This is a genomic window from Ideonella paludis (genome assembly GCF_018069865.1).
Classification (GTDB): domain Bacteria; phylum Pseudomonadota; class Gammaproteobacteria; order Burkholderiales; family Burkholderiaceae_C; genus Ideonella; species Ideonella paludis.
Genome location: NZ_JAGQDG010000001.1, coordinates 176700 through 195638 on the forward strand (window position 1 = coordinate 176700; position 18939 = coordinate 195638).

General features: G+C 64.7%; 17 protein-coding genes. 4 read left to right on the forward strand and 13 right to left on the reverse strand.

The features are described from left to right. The first annotated feature begins 6 nt into the window (after positions 1-6). The 4 genes from malG (KAK11_RS00715) to fabB all read left to right on the forward strand — a co-directional run bounded on the left by malG (KAK11_RS00715) (position 7) and on the right by fabB (position 4141). On the forward strand, positions 7-897 hold the full coding sequence (malG, locus tag KAK11_RS00715; protein ID WP_210805162.1) for a maltose ABC transporter permease MalG: 891 nt from the start codon (positions 7-9) through the stop codon (positions 895-897). A 16-nt stretch (positions 898-913) separates the two neighbouring features. Further along, complete coding sequence (locus KAK11_RS00720; protein WP_210805164.1) at positions 914-2248, forward strand: alpha-amylase family glycosyl hydrolase; 1335 nt, start codon at positions 914-916, stop codon at positions 2246-2248. A 100-nt stretch (positions 2249-2348) separates the two neighbouring features. Continuing rightward, on the forward strand, positions 2349-2927 hold the full coding sequence (gene fabA / locus KAK11_RS00725; RefSeq protein WP_210805166.1) for a 3-hydroxyacyl-[acyl-carrier-protein] dehydratase FabA: 579 nt from the start codon (positions 2349-2351) through the stop codon (positions 2925-2927). Further along, positions 2927-4141 (forward strand): beta-ketoacyl-ACP synthase I, encoded by a 1215-nt coding sequence (gene fabB / locus KAK11_RS00730; RefSeq protein ID WP_210805168.1) that lies wholly within the window; start codon positions 2927-2929, stop codon positions 4139-4141. The genes fabA and fabB overlap by 1 nt, the downstream gene beginning before the upstream one ends. Before the next feature lie 77 nt (positions 4142-4218). Here the strand turns inward: fabB and KAK11_RS00735 are convergent, their stop codons facing one another. The 13 genes from KAK11_RS00735 to KAK11_RS00795 all read right to left on the reverse strand — a co-directional run bounded on the left by KAK11_RS00735 (position 4219) and on the right by KAK11_RS00795 (position 18782). Continuing rightward, positions 4219-5166: a GSU2403 family nucleotidyltransferase fold protein gene (locus tag KAK11_RS00735; RefSeq protein ID WP_210805170.1), complete on the reverse strand. Its 948-nt coding sequence runs from the start codon at positions 5164-5166 to the stop codon at positions 4219-4221. Between the two features lie 63 nt (positions 5167-5229). After that, positions 5230-6414, reverse strand: a complete 1185-nt coding sequence (locus tag KAK11_RS00740) for a PstS family phosphate ABC transporter substrate-binding protein (RefSeq protein ID WP_210805172.1) — start codon at positions 6412-6414, stop codon at positions 5230-5232. 58 nt (positions 6415-6472) lie between these two features. Next, a complete protein-coding gene (locus tag KAK11_RS00745) occupies positions 6473-6802 on the reverse strand; it encodes a hypothetical protein (RefSeq protein ID WP_210805174.1) in 330 nt (109 codons plus the stop codon). 264 nt (positions 6803-7066) lie between these two features. After that, a complete protein-coding gene (locus KAK11_RS00750; RefSeq protein WP_210805176.1) occupies positions 7067-7537 on the reverse strand; it encodes a phage tail protein in 471 nt (156 codons plus the stop codon). 87 nt (positions 7538-7624) lie between these two features. Beyond that, on the reverse strand, positions 7625-7996 hold the full coding sequence (locus KAK11_RS00755; protein WP_210805178.1) for a hypothetical protein: 372 nt from the start codon (positions 7994-7996) through the stop codon (positions 7625-7627). 363 nt (positions 7997-8359) lie between these two features. Continuing rightward, positions 8360-9724: an MATE family efflux transporter gene (locus tag KAK11_RS00760; RefSeq protein ID WP_246498185.1), complete on the reverse strand. Its 1365-nt coding sequence runs from the start codon at positions 9722-9724 to the stop codon at positions 8360-8362. Continuing rightward, positions 9721-10869 (reverse strand): hypothetical protein, encoded by a 1149-nt coding sequence (locus tag KAK11_RS00765; RefSeq protein WP_210805182.1) that lies wholly within the window; start codon positions 10867-10869, stop codon positions 9721-9723. The genes KAK11_RS00760 and KAK11_RS00765 overlap by 4 nt, the downstream gene beginning before the upstream one ends. Beyond that, entirely contained in the window at positions 10866-12404 is a 1539-nt protein-coding gene (locus KAK11_RS00770; protein ID WP_210805184.1) for a glycoside hydrolase family 13 protein, read from the reverse strand. Before KAK11_RS00770 ends, KAK11_RS00765 begins: the two co-directional genes overlap by 4 nt. Positions 12405-12426: 22 nt before the next feature. Then, entirely contained in the window at positions 12427-14013 is a 1587-nt protein-coding gene (locus KAK11_RS00775) for an alpha-amylase family glycosyl hydrolase (protein ID WP_210805186.1), read from the reverse strand. Then, positions 14010-14900, reverse strand: coding sequence for a maltose ABC transporter permease MalG (malG, locus tag KAK11_RS00780; protein WP_210805188.1), 891 nt, complete (start codon positions 14898-14900; stop codon positions 14010-14012). The genes KAK11_RS00775 and malG (KAK11_RS00780) overlap by 4 nt, the downstream gene beginning before the upstream one ends. Then, entirely contained in the window at positions 14900-16447 is a 1548-nt protein-coding gene (gene malF, locus KAK11_RS00785; RefSeq protein WP_210805190.1) for a maltose ABC transporter permease MalF, read from the reverse strand. Before malF ends, malG (KAK11_RS00780) begins: the two co-directional genes overlap by 1 nt. A gap of 5 nt (positions 16448-16452) precedes the next feature. Continuing rightward, entirely contained in the window at positions 16453-17628 is a 1176-nt protein-coding gene (gene malE / locus KAK11_RS00790) for a maltose/maltodextrin ABC transporter substrate-binding protein MalE (RefSeq protein WP_210805192.1), read from the reverse strand. Further along, positions 17625-18782, reverse strand: coding sequence for an ABC transporter ATP-binding protein (locus tag KAK11_RS00795; RefSeq protein WP_210805194.1), 1158 nt, complete (start codon positions 18780-18782; stop codon positions 17625-17627). The genes malE and KAK11_RS00795 overlap by 4 nt, the downstream gene beginning before the upstream one ends. Positions 18783-18939 lie beyond the last annotated feature (157 nt).

The following is an 18939-nucleotide window of genomic DNA, read 5'->3' on the forward strand; positions in this document are numbered from 1 at the left end:
CACGCCATGGCCATCGTTCAAGCCCCTTCGCAGCGCTGGCGCAAGCTGGCCGCCCACCTGTTCTTGCTCAGCCTGTGCGCGGTGGTGGTGTTTCCGTTTTTGGTGGTGGTGTCGGTGTCGCTGCGGCCCGGCAACTTTGCCAGTGGCTCGCTGATCCCCGACAGCATCAGCCTGGAGCACTGGCGTTATGTGTTGGGCTTCTCGTTCATGGGGCCTGACGGCCGCATGGTGGAGCCTGATCTGCCGGTGCTGCGCTGGCTGTGGAACTCGGTGAAGGTGGCGCTGTTCTCGGGTGCGGTGACGCTGCTGCTCTCCACCACCGCCGCCTATGCGCTGGCGCGCATGACCTTCACCGGCCGGCGCCAGTTGCTCACGGGCTTGATGCTGATGCAGATGTTCCCGGCCGTGCTGGCCTTGGTGGCCATCTATGCCATTTTTGACCGGCTGGGCCAGGCCTTTCCGGCCCTTGGTTTGAACACCCATGCCTCTTTGGTGCTGGCCTACTCGGGCGGCATTGCCATGCATGTCTGGACGATCAAAGGCTACTTCGACACCATCCCGGCCGAGATGGAAGAGGCCGCGCGGGTGGACGGCGCCACCGTTTGGCAAACCTTTTGGCGCGTGCTGCTGCCCATGGCCCTGCCCATCTTGGCGGTCGTCTTTTTGCTGGCCTTCATCGGCGCCATCATCGAGTACCCCGTGGCCTCGGTGCTGCTGAGCCAGCAAGACCAACTCACCTTGGCTGTAGGCGCCAAGCTCTTTGTGCAAGAGCACAACTTCCGCTGGGGCGACTTTGCTGCGGCCGCCCTGCTCTCGGGCCTGCCCATCACGGTGATGTTCTTGCTGGCCCAGCGCTGGATGATCTCTGGCCTGGCGGCCGGCGGCGTCAAAGGCTGAAGTCAAAGGCTGAGCCATGCAACGCCGCACCTTCAACACCCTGCTGGCCGCCTCGGCCGCCAGCCCTTACTTGCTTCACCCCATGACTGCTTCTGCCGCCCCCACTGCCGACATGCCCCACTTGCCCTGGACCCGCCAGGCCAATATCTACGAAGTCAACATCCGGCAATACACACCCGAAGGCACGCTGGGGGCCTTCCAGGCGCACCTGCCCCGCTTGCAGAAGATGGGCGTGGACATTCTCTGGCTGATGCCCATTCAGCCCATCGGCCGCCAAGAGCGCAAAGGCAGCTTGGGCAGCTATTACTCGATTGCCGACTACACCGCCGTCAACCCAGAGTTCGGTGGCCTCGCCGATGTGAAAGCCCTGGTGCAAGACGCCCATGCTCGCGGCATGAAGGTGATCTTGGATTGGGTGGCCAACCACACCGCCTGGGACCACCCGTGGACGAGCCAGCACAAAGATTGGTACAAGCTCAATGCACAGGGCGAGATCTTTCCCGTCACCTTCAATGAAGGCACACCGCAAGTCGAGTACTGGAGCGATGTGGTGGCCCTTAACTACGACAGCGCCGCGCTGCGCGAGGCCATGATTGGCGAGATGGCCTTCTGGGTGCGCGAGTGCGACCTGGACGGTTTTCGCTGCGACGTGGCGGGCCTGGTGCCCACCGCGTTTTGGAACGAGGCCCGGCGCCGCTTGGACGCCATCAAGCCGATGTTCATGCTGGCCGAATGGAGCGAGCCCGAACTGCACGAGCAGGCCTTTGACATGAGCTATGGCTGGGACTTGCAAGACGTGTTCAAAGCCATCGGCAGCGGCAAAGCAGGCGCCGACGCGCTGCGCGCCTGGGTGCGCCAGCCCACGGCCAAACCCTTTCCGGCCCATGCCTACCGCATGCGCTTTACCAGCAACCACGACATCAATTCCTGGCACGGCACCGACGCCGAGCTGTATGGCCCGGCTTATGGCGCTTTTGCGGTGCTCAGCTTCACCTTGCCCGGCATGCCCTTGATCTACGGCGGCCAAGAAGGCCAGCTCGACCGCCGCCTGGCCTTCTTTGAGAAAGACACCATCACCTGGGCCGGCTTCCCCCGTCAGGCCTTTTACAGCGAGCTGATCGCCCTCAAAAAGGCGCATCCGGCCCTGGCCAATGGCCAGTACGGCGCGCCCGTTTCGCTGCTGGATGCCGGCAACCCGCAGGTATTTGCCTTCAAACGCCAGCAAAACGCCGATTGGGTGCAGGTGGTGGTCAATGTCTCGGCCACCCCGCAGCGCTACCACCTGCAGGGCCAAGAGGCAGAGATCGGCCCCTGGCAGTGGGCCATCACCGCCGCCCCCGCAGCAGCCTGAGCCCGGCGGGCCGGCGGAGCCTGAAAGTCGTCTGCCCAAGGGCGGCGGGAAACAGGCTTGCGACGGGGGATAATCGAGAGGTCTCTCTAATCTGAAGATCATGTCTGAGTCCACTTCGCCTGTAGCCGCCGCGGCCCCCGTGGCCCTCTCTCCCACTCTGCGTGAGCAGCAACGCCATGCGTTCTCTCGCGAGGAACTGCTGGCCTGCGGCCGGGGCGAGTTGTTCGGCCCGGGCAATGCCCGCCTGCCCCTGCCCAATATGTTGATGATGGACCGCATCGTCCGCATCGACGACACCGGCGGCGACCATGGCAAGGGCTATATCGAGGCCGAGCTGGACATCCACCCCGACCTCTGGTTCTTTGGATGCCATTTTGAAGGCGACCCCGTCATGCCGGGCTGCCTGGGGCTGGATGCCTTGTGGCAGTTGGTTGGCTTTTGGCTGGGCTGGCGCGGCAACCCTGGCCGCGGCCGGGCGCTGGGTGCGGGCGAGGTCAAGTTCTTTGGCCAGGTGCTGCCCACCGTCAAGACCGTGACCTACAAGCTGCACCTCAAGCGTGTGGTCGAGCGCAAGCTCGTCATGGGCATTGCCGACGGCCACATGTATGCCGACGGCCGCGAGATCTACACCGCCACCGACCTCAAGGTGGGCTTGTTCACTTCGACGGATAACTTCTGATGCGTCGCGTTGTCGTCACCGGCTACGGCATTGTTTCCAGCATTGGCAACAACGCCGACGAAGTCACCACCAGCCTGCGCGAAGGGCGCTCGGGCATTCAGTTCAACCCCGCCTATGCCGAGAAAGGCATGCGCAGCCAGGTCAGCGGCCGCCCTAACCTCAAACTTGAGGAGGTGATCGACCGCCGCCAGTACCGCTTCATGGGCGATGCCGCCGGCTACGCCTACTTGGCCATGCAGCAAGCCATTGCGCACAGTGGCCTGACACCCGAGCAAGTCTCCAACCCGCGCACCGGCTTGGTGGCGGGCTCAGGCGGCGCCTCCAGCGCCAACCAAGTGTGGGCCGCAGACACCCTGCGCGACAAAGGCATCAAGCGCGTGGGCCCCTTCATGGTCACCAAGACCATGGGCTCCACCGTCTCGGCCTGCTTGGCCACGCCCTTTGCCATCAAGGGCGTCAACTACAGCATCACCTCGGCTTGCGCCACCAGCGCGCATTGCATCGGCCATGCCGCACAGCTCATTGCCTGGGGCATGCAAGACGTGATGTTCGCCGGCGGCGGCGAGGAAGAAAGCTGGGAGCTTTCGCTGCTGTTTGACGGCATGGGCGCCATGTCCAGCAAGTACAACGACAGCCCGGCCACCGCCTCCCGCGCCTTTGATGCCACCCGCGACGGCTTTGTCATCGCCGGCGGCGGCGGCATGCTGGCCCTGGAAAGCCTGGAGCACGCCCAAGCCCGCGGCGCCACCATCCTGGCCGAGCTGGTGGGCTTTGGTGCCACCTCGGATGGCTACGACATGGTGGCCCCCAGCGGCGAAGGTGCCGCCCGCTGCATGCAGCAGGCCCTCTCCACCGTGAAGACCCCCGTGGACTACATCAACGCCCACGGCACCTCCACGCCCGTGGGCGACCTGGCCGAGCTGGGTGCGGCCAAAACCGTGTTTGGCGACAAAGTGCCGCGCATCAGCTCCACCAAGTCCTTGACCGGCCACTCCCTGGGTGCCGCCGGCGTGCAAGAGGCCATCTACAGCCTGCTGATGATGCACAACAACTTCGCTGCCGCCTCGGCCCACATCGAGCAGTTGGACCCAGCGGCCGAAGGCCTGCCCATCCTGCGCGAGCGCTATGACGGCCCGCTGGACACGGTGATGTCCAACAGCTTTGGCTTTGGCGGCACCAACGCGACGCTGGTGTTCAGCAAATTCAAGGGGTGATGGAGGCGCAAGGCCTCTCGTTGAGCCTGGAGAAGCCGCCTGAGGGCGGCTACTTTTTTTTGGGCGTGCGAGCCAACCTAGCTTGTAGCGATGTCCAGCAGCAGGCTCTCATCCAACAGGCGTTGAACGGTGTCTGCCTGCAAGCGGTCCCGCCGCCGCTTGGCAGGGGGCCGGTCTGCGAGCTCTGATAACCAGCGTTTAAACGCCACAAAAATGCTGGGCTTCACGGTGCTCATCAGGGCCATGCGGCCCGTGACGGAAACCACCGGCACCTCATAGCGCGGAGCTTGCAAGAATTGCTCGGCCTGCTTGGCCTGAACAGGCCACAGATCGTCTTCATCACTTGAGAAGCGCACCGGGTGGGGGTCGTCTGCTTGTGCCATCCGCCGCAAAAAGTCGACCGCAAAGCCTCGGTTGTTGATCGCTGATTCCAACTGCCCCTCCATGCGCCTGAAGCTGGGGTCAACGCGCTGAAGCACCCCCAATACGGAAGTATCGAGTTGGCCCATCGTGCTGAAGAACTGCACTCGCTTGCGCACATCCCAGAGCAAGTCCACGTCTTGGGTGGCCAGTGCCGCCGCCTGAAATCGCACGGATGCTGCGGCCTCATAGGCGTACATGGCGTGTGTGCCCACCACGGTGAAATAAGGCGCCAAGCCTGAGCGCTCCAGTTCGTTCATCAGGTCTACCACCAGGGTCGGAACCCGCCCAACCTTCAGGGCCTTATTCATGCGCTCGGCCTCGCGCAGCGCTTGTGCCAATGCAGTGAGTCTCTCTTGGGCCTGCTGCTTACCCTGAGTGAACGCGGCCCACTGGGCCTCCGTAGTTGGGTCACGCCGCCCCAGACGTTGCTGACGGTTGTCTGAGCGCGTGCGCACCAAGTACTCGTAGTCACCCTCGCGCTTGAAGTACATGCCGCCTGAAAAGCGGCTCGCGTCCCTCTGCGCAACACGCCATTCCTGAAAGATGGCCGTGGCGTCAATGGCCTGGCGAGCGGCGTTGTCGGACAGGGGGAGGTAAAGCATCACCGTACGAAAATTGTTTTTGCACTTTATACGGTGAATCTTTTTAAATCAATGACTTATTTGTCAATTCACAGGCAAGCGGACATACCCCGTCCGCTCCACCAGCGTTTGCCCCTGCTCAGAGCGAATCCAATCAATGAAGCGCTGGGCCTCGCCTTGCGGGGGGCCCAGCGTGGCCGCGTAGAACTCTGTGGCGTAGGGGTAGCTGCCATCGCCGATGCTGGCGGGTGTGGGTGCGATGCCATCCACCGCCAGCAGACGAATGCCACCGGGCTGCAGCATGCGGGTGACAAACACGCGGAAGGAATAGCCGATGGCGCCGGGGTAGTTGGTGTAGTCGCGGGTTTGCTGCACCACCCCGCCCATGCCTTGCACCACATGGTGAGTCAATGCGGGCATCAGGGGCGTCTCACCCATGATCTTTTGCAACATGGACTGGCTGCCACTTCCCTCTGGCCTCTGAAAGGCGATGATCGGCCCCGCGCGCCCGCCCACTTCAGACCAGTCCCTGATCTTGCCTGTATAGATGTCGCGGATCTGGGCGCTGCTCAACTGCCGCACCGGGTTGTCGGCCGCCACATAAAACACAAAGGCTTCACGCCCGATGGGGGTGAGGTGCAAGTCCAGCCCGGCAGCCTGGGCACTGGCGCGCTGCGCTTTGCTGGGGCCGGCCACAAAAGCGATGTCGGCTTCACGCTTGAACAAGCGCTCATACGCCACCGATGTCTTGTTGACCTGAACCCGCTCATCCAACACCTCAGGCGCCGCCCCCGGCCACACCGCCGCAGTGAAGGCGGCATACAGCGGATACAGCGCCGTGGCACCGTCCATGCGCGGCAAATGCTCGGCACCCAACTGCAGAGCGGCTGGGCTGTCCAGCCGAGCCAAGCGTGGGTTGTTGGGACGGGGCTGGTAGGTGTGCATTTCCGGCTCAGCCGCGCTGATGCGCAGGTAGGCCGCCTCTTGCCGCGCTTGCCATTCGCTCCAGCCCGCCAAGCCCATCGCAGCCAGGGCCACCGCCGCCGCCGCGCCCGCCGTCCAGGCGCGCCAGCGCTGCATGAAGAACGCCACCGTGAACAGGCCGGCGGCCGCCCCGACCAAGGGATAGACCCAGGCGCCTGGCATGACAGCCCCACCAGAAAAGGCGAAACCGAGCAAACACACGAACCAGAGCATGAACAGCCCCGCCAGCCACATCGCGCCGGCCAGCACGCGCACCCAAAGCGGTTGTTGACTCAAGCCCCACATGCTGTCGCTCCTAAACGCTTCTCAACACGGTCAAACAACTGGCCCACCCAAACCGCGCTTATGCTGCATTCATCACGCGCTTGAGAAGATACAGCGCCACTGCAGAGACGACCGTAGACAAGCCCGCCACGATCATGGCCGGAAGCAGTGGAATCCGCAGACCGATCTTGAACCCCAGCGAGTAGCACAGCATCAGAGCAGCCAGCACAGACAAGGCAGAAAGGCCGAGGAAACTGCTCACGCCGGTGCCCTTGACAAAACTGAGCAAGGTAAACAGCGCCACGCCCAGCAGCGCGAAGGCAATGCTGACCGCTTTGGCAGCCTCGCCGGTGGTGACCTCCACATCCACCACCAGCTTGGTAATCATCCTCACAATGGTGGTGATCACGATAAAGCCCATGAGCAAGACCAAACTGGCCTGCAGGGGCAAAACGAGCGCAGCGAAAAACAATGCGCCCACAATGACAAGGTATTGCATCGGTGTCCTCCCGGTCTATTTGCTTTGAGCGGCAAGCATAACGCGGAGTCAAGGCGCGCAAGCTGTACCGAGGCCAAGCCATCCCTATGGTGTCAGCGCCCTGCACTTGCACTGCCCGTAGCGGCTATCGAGTGGCCAATGGCAAGCTCTGCTGCTTGCCTCGGCATCAGCAGATCATGAGTTTCGAGCGTTGGCGATGGTCAAACCCTCGTGCGCGATCTCTATCGATTCGATCGCCACTTCGCTGCCCTCGGATTTCAGATCGGTGCCGGTCACCTTGGTCGGCCAAGCATTGGTCAAGGTCCAGACCATGGTGGGCTTGCCCTCTTCGTCAAGCAGGCTGATGGTCACCGGCACCCGCTTGATGGGGTTCATCTTGATCTGATTAAACCAGTCCCAGAACTTGTTGTCTGACGTGATGAAGACGCCCCGCTTCATCGTGACGTTGCCGACCCTTTTCAAGCCCGGCATCTTGATCGCCGAGAACACCGGGCTGTCGCCGTGGCGGTACTCGATGGACTGCACATCGACATCCAGGCCGGAGACTTCAGCGAAGGACATCACTGCCGAATCCCACTTCACTTGGAAGTGGAATTTGGGCAGTGGCCAGACGTTGGGGGGTTGTTCAGCGCCGTCATCGACCATAGCATCTCTCCGTGATTGAAGCTGGGAGAGTTGGAGGGCTGACCGCGCTAGCGCTGTTACATCGACTTGTCGCACCGCTTGGTTGCGCTACTTGGGCTTGCGACGATAAAGGAAGCCAAACCTCGCAATGTCCGCGTGCGCCACGGCCAAGGCGGATGTCTCTGCTACACCATTCGCAACTGCGGCCTTCCGAACATCATCCGGGCTCGTGAGCCCATGCTTAATTCCGGATTTCGCTAGCAAGTCGATGATGTGTTCGTCGTTGTCGTTGTCATTAAGCCATCCGACTGCGACTCGTACTCCGTCCTCTGGACTGCCGATGGTCTCTACAGCGAAGCCCATCAACTGCGAGGCCCCGTCGACGCTATTCGGAAACGAACGCTCTTGCCAGCCGGCGTCAGTCTCGACCGCGACGGAGAGCTGAGAACTGAGAACTAGGATTGCGATGATCTTCAGCATGCGGAATGCGGCACCGTACGAGCCATCAAGCTTAAATAGACCGACATGAAAGCCAGCAAAATTCCCAAAAGCATGATCGGGCGCCAACGTCGGCTACCAATCACTTTCAGGCCACGCCGAGTTTATGAAGCCGCAATCTCGAATACCAATTGCGATGCAAAGGATACATGCATGGCACGTTTCATATTTTCATTGACCTGTTCGATGCTGGCCACTATTCCAGGCCAGAGCGGTCTTGAGCGAGTTGCTGGCTTCGATGAGAGCAAAGTCATCATAGCCAGATCACATGAGACGTGAAAGTTACCCTCAAGCATCCATCCGACATCTCTCCTCAATCTCCAAGCCCCTTTGAGCCGCTCGTCGTCAATGTGCCCCCCTGCGCCTCACCCCCCTCGCCCCCTTCACCCACGCCAAGCTCCGCCACCTTCGCCACATCAGCAAGCCCCGCAGCCACTCATCCGCCGCGTAAGCCAGCCACACACCGACCAGGCCCCAGCCTAAGCCCAGGCCCAGCAGCCAGGAGCCGCCGGCCAGCACGATGAGCATGACGCCGGAGCCGACCATCACGGGGTAGCGGGCGTCGCCGGTGGCGCGCAGGGCGTTGATGACGACGAGGTTGAAGGTGCGGCCGGGCTCGACGAGGACGTGGCACCACATCAGGGTCAGGCCGAGCTGGATCAGCGCGGTATCTTGGGTGAACCAGTGCAGCCACCACGTGCCGGTGGCGGCCATGGCGGCGGCGAGCAGGGTGCTGAAGACGAGGCCCAGGCCCAAGGCGCGGCGCAGCAGGTGGTCGGCCTGGCGCAGGCGGCCGGCACCCACCAAGTGGCCCACCACCACTTCGGCGGCCAGGCCCGCGGCCATGCCGCCCAGCATGGCCAGGGTGCCGAGTTGGAACACAAAGCCGTGCACAGCCATGGCGCCGGTGCCGAGTTGGCCCACCACGGCCATGCTGGCCAAAAAGGCCAGGCGGTAGGCGATGTTCTCTGCCGCTGCCGGGGCGCCGATGCGCAGTACGTCGCGCAGCGGCTCGCGGGGCAAGCGCCACAGGTCTGAGGCGCGCAGGTGCAGGCCCACGCCGCGCCAGAGCCCCCAAAGCGCCAGCAGCGCAGCGATGCGGCTGACGGCAAAGGCGGCGGCAAAGCCCACCAGGCCAAATTGCTCGGCCGGCATCCACCACAGGGACAAGCCAAGTTGCAGGGCCAGCATCAACAGCACCACGCCCAGGGTGCGGCGGGCCGCCAAGTGGGCACGCAGCACGGCCACGCCGCAGGCCACCCAGGCGTCCAGCAGCAGGGCGGGGGCCAGGGCTTGCAGCAGGGGTGTGGTGTGCTGGGCCACCTCGGGCGGGCTGTTCAGCCACAGCGGCCAGTGGGCCGCGCCCACCCAGGCCAGCACGGCGGCGGCGCCGCCCAGCACGGTGGCTGCGCCCATGGAGGCGCGGGCCACCTCGGCCGCTTGGTCGGCCCGCGCTGCGCCCAGGCGCTGGGCCACCACCACGCCCACGCCCGCACCCACGATGCGGAAGAGCAGGAAGAGCAAGGCCACCACCTGCATGCCCAGAGAAAACGCACCCGCTGCGGCCGGCCCGAGGCGCGCGGCCCAGACCGTGCCCAGCAGGCCCACGCCCAGGCCCAAGAGCAGCTCAGTGAATAGCGGCCACGCGATGGGCCAAAGGCGCGGTGGTGCAGAGGCTGGCGGGGGCAGCGGCTGCTGAGGCCTCGTCAAGATCTGTCCACCCGGCAGCCCGAGGCTTCTTGCACCCATTGCGCCAGTTGGCTGCGCAGGGCTTGGCGGCGGGGCTCGTCGGCCAACGCGGGCACATCCGGGCTCAGCAGCTCGGCATGTTGGCCGCTGGCCTCGCGCAGCCAATCCAAACGGGCCAAGGTGGTGGCCGTGCAACTGCGTCCACTCAAGTCGTCCTGTACGTCGTGCCAATGCGCATGCCAGCTCTGGCGCACATAGAAGGCACGGGCCGCAGCGTCGTCGCGCGTGGCGGCGGCGCGCTGGGCTGCCAGTTGCTGCCAGGCGGCCATCACCGCGGCCTGGCCGCCCTTGGCCACCAGGGCCATGGCGGCATGGGCGTAGGCCTGGGCCACGGCCGCATTGAAGAGGCGGGCGGCCTCCACCGCAGCGGCCAAGCCCCGGCGTTGTTCCAAATCCAGCCAAGCGCCGGAGAGCCAGCGGGTCTCGATGCGCTCGGCCACGTGGTGCAGCGGCAGCGCGTTGCCCGCATGCACCCCATCGCCCGCACTGTTGAAGCCCAAACGGGGGTCAAAGCGGTAGCAATAGCCCAGGTCGAAGCGCCAGACTTGCTGGCCATCGTCCAGCAGGTTGCCGGGGCTGGGGTCCCAGTCAAAAAAGCCGTTCACGGCCAGGGCGCAGCCGCTGGTTAAGACCTGCGTCAGAACCCGAGGGTCGGTGGCGGTGGGGGCTTGGGCGCGGGCGATCCAGGGCGACACCAAGAGCCCGTGGCGCAGCGAGCCCCACACCGGCAGGTGCACGCCCGTCAGGCGCGCGCCCTGGGCCTGCAGCGCCCGCAGCTCGCCGTGGCGCAGCAGCTCATTCACAAAGGCCGTCTCTCCGTCGGCATTGCGCACGCGCGATTGCGGCCGCGCCTGCTTGATGGCCCAGCGCCGGCCTTGCTCGTCTTGCCAACAGCGCACCACGGCCGTCAGGCCGCCATCACACACCTGTTTGACGCCGGGGCTGTCGTCTTGCAGGGCGGCCAGTTGGGCCACCGGCGCGGGCAAGGCGCGGGCGTCGCCCAAGAGCAGGTTTTCACCGGCTTGGGCGCGGGCCTGCCAGGCGCGGGCCTCGGCCAGACGCTGGGCGTCTAAGCCGGGGGAGACAAAAGACTCGGGCGCGTTCACTGGACCCGCTTATACGTGCTGTAGCCGGTGATGGGGGCCACATCGGGTTGCAGCACGCGCACGCCGCCGGGCGGCAGGCTCACCTCCAGCAAGGCGGCCAGCGGGTTGGGCGTGGCGCTGCCGGGGGCCAGCAGGTCGCGCAAGGGGGCGTTGCTCATGACCTTGGAGTTGGGCAGCAGCAGCACCTCGGTGACGGGCTCGCTGCTGGGGTTGGCGATGACGAAGACCGACTCGCCGATGCGGTCGGTGTGGCGCTCAAAGGCCAGCAGGCGGGTGGATTCAATCAGCCGGAAGTCCCCCACGCGCAGCGCGCGCTGGGCCTTGCGCAGGGCGATGAGCTGGCGCGTCCATTGCAGGTCGGGCTGGTCCTCGCGCACCAGGTCCCAGCGCATAGGGGCGCGCATGCCGGGGTCGTCGCCCCCGGTCATGCCCACTTCTGAGCCGTAATACAGGTTGGGCGCGCCGGGCAGGGTGAACTGCAGCAGTTGCGTCAAACGGCGCAGCGTGGGGTCGGGCACGGTGGTGGCCAGGCGCGGGGTGTCGTGGTTGTCCAGCATCAACCAGCTTTTGAGCAGGTTGTCCACGCCGGCATCGGCGATCAGGCGGTTCAACATGCGCGCGGCGGTGGCCACCGGCAGCTTGCCCTGGACCATGCGCAAGATGATTTCGCGGGTGCTGAAGTTCATCACCCCGTCCACGCTGGGGAACCACTCTTGCGGATAGGTCCACAGCTCGCCCACCACCAGCGAACCGGGCTTCTCGTCGTGGGCGTGCTGGGTCAGATCTTCCAGCACATTGAAGCCGATGTCGTGCGCCACATCCAGGCGCCAGCCGTCAATGCCGTCGCGCAGATAGCTGCGCACCACAGAGTCTGGCCCGGCATACAAATGCTCGCGGGTAGGCGGGTGCTCCATCACCAGCTCGGGCAGGTTTTGTGCGTTGTACCAGCAGCGCACGCCGCTGGGATAGGCGGGGTTGAAGTCAAACCAGGCACGATACGGGCTGGCCGCATCGGCAGCCGCTTGCTGAAAGATCGGCGCGTTGCGGCCCATGTGGTTGAACACGCCGTCGAGCACCAGCTTCATGCCTCGGCCGTGCAGGTCGGCCGCCAGGGCTTTGACGTCCTCGCGCGTGCCGTACTCGGGTGAGACCTGTTGGTAGTCCAGCGCGTCGTACTTGTGGTTGGTGTAGGCGCTACAGATGGGGTTGAGGTAGAGCACGTCCACGCCCAAGCCTTGCACATGGTCGAGATGGGCCTGGGTGCTGGCCAGGTCGCCGCCCCAGAAGTCGATCTCGTGGCTCCAGACTTTCACGTCTTCCAGGTACTGGCCCTGGGTGGGCACTTCGGCCCAATCGCGCAGGCGCTTGGGCGCGGGGTAGAGGTGGCGCTTGGCCTCCAAATGGGCGCTTGGCGCAAAGCGGTCCACCAGCACCTGGTAGACGATGGCGCCGTTGCGCCAGTCGGCCTCGCGGGCTTCATAGCGGCCGGCGGCGGCCTGGTCGTGGCGATTGGCGCGGGGGTCTTGCGTGGTCATGTTGGATGAGGTGGAGGCGCGCTCAAGGCGTGCGCTTGTAGGGCGTGTAGCCGCTCACGGGCTCAAACACCGGGCGCAGCACGCGCACGCTGCCAGCGGGCACGGTCAAGCGCAGCAAGCCGGCGTCGAGGTGGGGGCGCTCTGCGGGCGGCGGGCCCAGCAGGTCTTGAAAGCCGGTGGCATTCATCAGGGCCGAATTGGCCACCATCACCGTCTCGGTCAGGTCTTGCGCGCTGGGGTTGGCCAGCACCAGCACGGTGTCCATGGCGCGGTCGGTGTGGCGCTCAAAGGCCAGCAGTTGGTCGGCCTCGATGGGCCGCCAGTCGCCCACGCGCAGGGCACGGTGGGCCTTGCGCAGGGCAATGAGTTGCCGCGTGAAGCTGAGCGCGGGGTGGCCGGCCTCGACCACGTCCCAGCGCATGGGAGCGCGCTGCTCGGGGTCGCCATCGCCCAGGGTGTCGATCTCACTGCCCTGCCACAGGTTGGGTGAGCCCGGCAGGGTGAACTGCAGCACCTGGGCCAAGCGGCGCTGGCGCTCGTCGGGCAGGCGGCTGGCAATGCGCGGCAGGTCGTGGTTGTCCAGCAGGGTCCAGCTCTTGAGCAGGGGCTCGATGCCGCTGTCCGCCACCATGCGACTGATCATGCGCTGTGCGGTGGCGGGCTTGAGCTTGCGCTCCACCACATCCAACAAAACACGGCGCAAGGTGAAGTTCATCACCGCATCGGCAGCGGGCGGCTGCCTGCCTTGCGCGGTGAGCCAACCCGCCGGGTAGTTGACGATCTCGCCCACCAAGAGCGAGCCGGGCTTCTCGGTGTGCGCGGCCTGGGTCATTTGGCCGAGCATCGTGGTGCCAAACTCAAAAGCGGTATCCAGGCGCCAGCCGTCCACGCCATCGCGCAGGTAGCTTCTAATGACCGAGTCGCGCGCGGCGAACACATGCTTGCGCACGGCGCGGTTCTCCAGGTTCAGCTCGGGCAGATTGATGGCGCCCCACCACACGCGGGCCTGGGCGGTCTTCTCAAACTGCGGGCCGATGTAAAACCAATCCCGATAGGGGCTGCGTGCATCTGCCAGCGCACTTTGGAACTTGGGCGAATTGCGGCCCATGTGGTTGAACACGCCGTCGAGCACCAGCTTCATGCCCCGGCCATGCAGGTCAGCGGCCAAGGCCTTCACATCGTCCCGCGTGCCGTACTCGGGCGAGACGGCCTGGTAGTCCAGCGCGTCGTACTTGTGGTTGGTGTAGGCCAGATGGATGGGATTGAGGTAGAGCACGTCCACGCCCAAGCCCTGCACATAGCCCAGCTTGCCGCGCAGGCTGGCGATGTCGCCGCCCCAAAAGTCGATCTCATGGCTCCAGACCTTGGCCTGGGGCAAAAACTCGCCCTTGGTGGGCAGCTCATGCCAGGCGCGCAGGCGCTTGGGCGCAGGGTAGAGGTGGCGCTTGGCCTCCAGGTTGGCAGCGGGCGCAAAGCGGTCCACCCACACTTGGTAGACCACCGCGCCGTTGCGCCAGTCTTGCTCGCGCTGCTCATAGACCGAAGGCGCGGCAATGGCCGCCACGCCCACCCATGCAGCGGCTACACCTGCCCACACTTTGAGGCTCATCCCTTGACTCCACCGGCCGTCAGGCCCGAGACAATCCAGCGCTGGGCCAGCAAGAACACGGCGGTAATCGGCAAGCCCGAGAGCACGGCCGCCGCCGCAAAGTCGCCCCACAAATACTTCTGCTCATAGAGGTAGTACTTGGAGCCCACGGCCAGGGTCAGGTTGGGCTCTTCGCGCAGCAAGACGCTGGCCACGGGATACTCGATGATGGTGCCGATGAAGGCCAGCACAAAAACCACCATCAAGATGGGCACGGCCATGGGCAGCAGTACCAAGCGGAAGGCCTGCCAGTGCGTGGCGCCATCGACCTTGGCGTTTTCTTCGATCTCGACAGGGATGGTGTCGAAGTAGCCCTTGATGGTCCAGACATGGGTGGCCACGCCGCCCAGATAGGCCACGATCAGGCCGGTGTGCGTCTCCACACCCAGCCAGGGCACATGCTGGCCCAGGCCGTCGAAGATGGCGTAGATGGCAATCAGCGCCACCGCCACCGGGAACATCTGCAGCAGCAGCATGCTGTTGAGCAGGCCCGCCTTAAAGCGGAACTTGAGCCGCGCAAAGGCATAGGCGGCGGTGGTGGAGATGGTGACGATCAGCAGCGACGAGATCGTCGCGATCTTGATGCTGTTCCACAGCCACAGCAGCACCGGAAACGGCGGCTGCACCACCACGCCATCGGCGCGCGTCCAGGGGATGCCCAGCGCCAGCGCCCAGTGCTCCAAGGTGATGTCGCGCGGGATGATGTCGCCCGTCGCGAAATTGCCCGGCCGCAGCGAGATGGACAGCACCGCCAGCAGCGGCATCAGGGTCAGCGCAATCAGGGCCCACAGCGCCACATGCGTGGCCCAGACGCGGATGCGTTGTTTCTTGCCAGTGACGATGGCCATTACTTTGCCGCCTTGGTCAGTCGCAGGTTGATCAGTGCCATGGCCGCCACGATGATGAAGATCATGGTGGAGATGGCGGCCGCCAGGCCAAAGTTGGCGCCAGCGTCGGTGAAGGCAATGCGGTAGGTGTAGCTGACGAGGATGTCGTTGGTGCCCGCCGGCAGCTTGGTGTTGAGGTAGTCCGGGCGGCCGTCGGTGAGCAGCGCGATCAACACAAAGTTGTTGAAGTTGAAGGCAAAGGCCGACACCAACAAAGGCGTGAGCGGCTTGATGACCAAGGGCAGCGTGATCTTGAAGAAGTTGGTCAGCGGGCCCACACCGGCCAGCGCGCTGGCTTCGTAGAGATCAGCCGGGATGGCTTTGAGCAGGCCGGTGCACAAAATCATGATGTAGGGATAGCCCAGCCAGGTGTTGACGATGAGCAGCATCACCTTGGCCAAGAAGGGGTCGGAGAACCAAGCCGGGCGGATGCCAAACAGGGCATCGAGCACGGCATTGATCTCGCCGAAGTTTTGGTTGAACAAACCTTTGAAGACCAAGATGGAAATGAAGCCTGGCACCGCATAGGGCAAGAACAGCAAGGTGCGGTAGAGCGTGCGGTGGGCCAGGGCTTCCCAGTTCAAGGCCACGGCCAAGGTCATGCCCAAGGCGGTGGCAAACAGCACGGTGAGTGCAGAGAACACCACGGTCCAGATGAAGATCTGCACAAAGGGGCCGCGGAAGTCCGGGTCGCCCAACATGCGGCTGTAGTTGGCCCAGCCCACATCGACCTTGAAGGCCGGTGAGAGCCGCTCGCCACTGGCGGCATGCTCAAAAAAGCCTTCGTCGCGGTTGACGGCAAACTGCACGCCATCAGCTTGGCGGGTCAGGCTGCCATCGGCCCCCGCCACCCACAGCGGACGCAGCGGCGCAAACTCGCCCACGCCGGCGTAACGACAGACATCCGCCGCGCCCGGCGCTTGCAGGCTCAGGGCCATCAGCCCCTCGCGCTGGGCGATCAGCTCGCGCAGCGGCAGGGGCGCGCTGGGCAGGGCGTCGCCTTCGGCACGCGGCTCCAGCGTCACGCTTTGTGCCGCGCCCAGGTTCAAGAGCGGGGTCTGCCAACGCGCCATCCCATCCGGCCCCGTCAACACCAAGCGGTGCTGCACGCCTTGCACATGCAGGGTGAAGCGCTGCAGTTGCGCTTCGTCCACCTGGGTTTGGGCCAGCAGATAGGCGCGGGCGCGCTCTTCGCTGAGCAAGTGGGTGGCCGAGTAATTGGTGAAGCCGATGCGCACCGTCAAGACCAGCGGCAGGGCCACAAACAGCAGCATGCCGGCCACGCCGGGGAAGAGGTAGCGCGCGGCCAAGGTCTTGGGCGAGAGGTAGATGTAGCCCGTGACCATGCCGCCCACACCGGCGGCCACGGCCCACAGGGGCTCACCCGCCAGGTGGATGCGAAAGACCAGCCAGGCCCAAGCCAGGGCGCCCAGCGCGGCCAAGGCCCAGCCCAAGAGGCGCGAGGCTGAGAAGGACGAGGAGGAGGAAGAAGAGACTGCGGTGCGCATGGTGGTCAACGTTTCTCCATGCGGGCGGCCGCGCCCTTGAGCGCGTCAGCCGGGCTTTGGCGGCCTTGGGTGATGGCCTCCAGCGCGGCGTCCATGGCCGGCCAGAAGCGGCCGGTTTCAGGGATGTTGGGAATGGGCTGGCCCAGGCGCGCATTGGCCATGGTGGCGGCAATGGCGGGGTCGCTGGCCAGCTCGGCGTAATAGGCTTTGTTGGCCGGGGTGCCCAGGGGCACATCGGCCGAGACGATCTTCAGGTTCTCGACCTTGAGCAGGTGGTTCTCCAGGAACTCGCGGGCAATGTCTTTGACCGGGCTGGGCGCGGCAATCATGCAGCCCAGCACGCCGACAAAGGGTTTGGAGGGCTTGTCCGCCGTGAGGCCCGGAATGGGCGCCACGGCAAAGTTGATGCCCGCCTTGCGGGCGTTGTCCCAGGCCCAGGGGCCGGAGATCATCATCGCCACTTGGCCTTTGGCAAAGCCGGCTTCCATCTCGGCATAGCGCGCGCCCCGCGCCATCACCCCGTCGTCAAGCAAACGGCGCAACAAGGTGGCGGCCTTCAGCGCCCCTTCGTTGGCCACACCCACTTGGCTTGGGTCCAGCTCACCTTTGGCGTTACGTCCAAAAATCTCGCCGCCCGCCCCAGCAAACAGCGGCCAGCTGAAGAAGCTCTTGTTGTAGTCCCAGAGGATGGCTTTTTTGCCTTGGGCGCTCAGCTGCTTGTCCAGCGCGATGACCTCGTCAAAGCTCTTGGGCGGCTTGGGCACCAGGGCGGTGTTGTAGATCAGGCCCACGGCCTCAATGGACAAGGGGTAGCCCCACACTTGCCCCTTGAAGGTGAAGGCCTGCCACGCGCCCTCGTCAATGCCGTCGCGCACCGCCCTGGAGGGGCGCAGCGGCACGATCAGGCCACTGCGGGCCCACTCGCCGGTGCGGTCATGCGGCCAGCACATGATGTCCGGGCCTTTGCCGGCACCGGCGGCCGCCTGGAATTTGTCGGGCGCGCCTTCGGGGTGTTGCACCACCACCTTCACGCCGCTGAGGGCCGTGAAGGCATCGCCCACTTTTTGCAGGCCGTTATAGCCCTTGTCGCCGTTGATCCAGACCAGCAACTCGGGCGGCGCCGCCTGGGCAGCCCCCTGCAGCGCACACAGCGCCAGCGCCATAGAGAGGCGGCGCATCATGCGGCCCGCGCTTGGCGCATGGCCCCGGCGCTGGGCGCCAGGCGCGGATAGGCTTGGCCCTCAGCGTTGAAGACATAGCACCACTCGGGCGGCACTTCAAAGGCCAGGGCTTGGCCAGCGGCCAACGGTGTGCGGCCATCGAGCAGCACGCTGAAGGGCTCGGGGGTTTCGGTGCCCACGGCGCAGGTGGGCACATCCACATAGGCTTGGGTGCTGCTGCCCAAGGCCTCGACAAAAGTCACCGGGGCGGTCAAGGTTTGCGCCCCATGCGCGTTCGCGCCCGCCAAGGCCAGATGCTCGGGGCGAATGCCCAGGGTCACCTTGTCGCCGGGCTTGGCACCACTGGCGTTCACCGTCGCCTGCAGCACCACGCCGTTGCCCAATCTGACCTGCGCACCGGCCGCATCTGCCGCCACGATCTCGCCGGCCAGGAAGTTCATCTTGGGCGAGCCGATGAAGCCCGCCACAAACAGATTGCAGGGGTGCTCGTAGAGCTCGATGGGCGCCCCCACCTGCTCCACCTTGCCGGCACTCAGCACCACGATGCGGTCGGCCAGGGTCATGGCCTCGACCTGGTCGTGGGTCACGTAGATCATGGTGGTCTTGAGCTCTTCGTGCAGCTTGGCAAACTCATAGCGCATGCGCACACGCAGCGCAGCGTCCAAGTTGGAGAGCGGCTCGTCAAACAAGAAAACCTGGGGCTTGCGCACGATGGCGCGGCCAATGGCCACCCGCTGCCGCTGGCCGCCCGAGAGGTCTTTGGGCTTGCGGTCCAGCAGATGGTCGATGTGCAGCACCTTGGCGGCGCGGTGCACGGCGTCGTGGATCTCTTGATGGCTCATGCCCGCCAACTTCAGGCCAAAGGCCATGTTGTCGAACAGGTTCATGTGCGGGTAGAGCGCATAGGACTGAAAGACCATGGCGATGCCGCGCTCGGCCGGGGGCACGTCATTGACGCGGCGCCCGCCAATAGAGAGGTCACCGCTGGTGATGTCTTCCAGGCCGGCGATGGTGCGCAGCAAAGTGGACTTGCCGCAACCCGAAGGGCCGACAAAGACCATGAACTCGCCATCGCGAATGTGCAGATCCACCCCTTTGAGAATGGTCACATCGCCATACGCCTTGCGCACACCAGAAAGCAAAACCTCAGCCACAGAACTTCCTTTCAAGCCCCGAGAGCCCAGACGGGCGACGGCAGCAAATGTAGACAACGTACAGCGATAGATGGCATTTCACAACGAAACAGCCTAGCAAATCAAGAGGTCATTACCCGTTGAATCAATAACTTATCAGACACTCCGGGAATACCCG